Raw genomic sequence first — 231 nt, forward strand, 5'->3', positions numbered from 1 at the left:
ACCCGTCCGCCACTCGTCAGCAAAGCAGCAAGCTGCTTCCTGTTACCGTTCGACTTGCATGTGTTAGGCCTGCCGCCAGCGTTCAATCTGAGCCATGATCAAACTCTTCAATTTAAGTTTGATGCTCACAGAATTAAACTTCGTAATGAATTACGTGTTCACTCTTTGAGACTTGGTATTCATTTATTGTCCGAAGACATTAAGAATCCATGTCACTTTGAGTGCCCACAC

Annotated in this window: 1 rRNA gene; it reads right to left on the reverse strand. The window is 44.6% G+C overall.

The annotated features are described in order from the left end of the window. Nucleotides 1-114 (reverse strand): 16S ribosomal RNA (locus tag QQZ17_RS22525); the annotation flags it as partial. Nucleotides 115-231 lie beyond the last annotated feature (117 nt).

Origin of the sequence: Citrobacter sp. T1.2D-1, assembly GCF_950098555.1 — a bacterium.
GTDB classification, from domain to species: domain Bacteria; phylum Pseudomonadota; class Gammaproteobacteria; order Enterobacterales; family Enterobacteriaceae; genus Citrobacter_A; species Citrobacter_A telavivensis.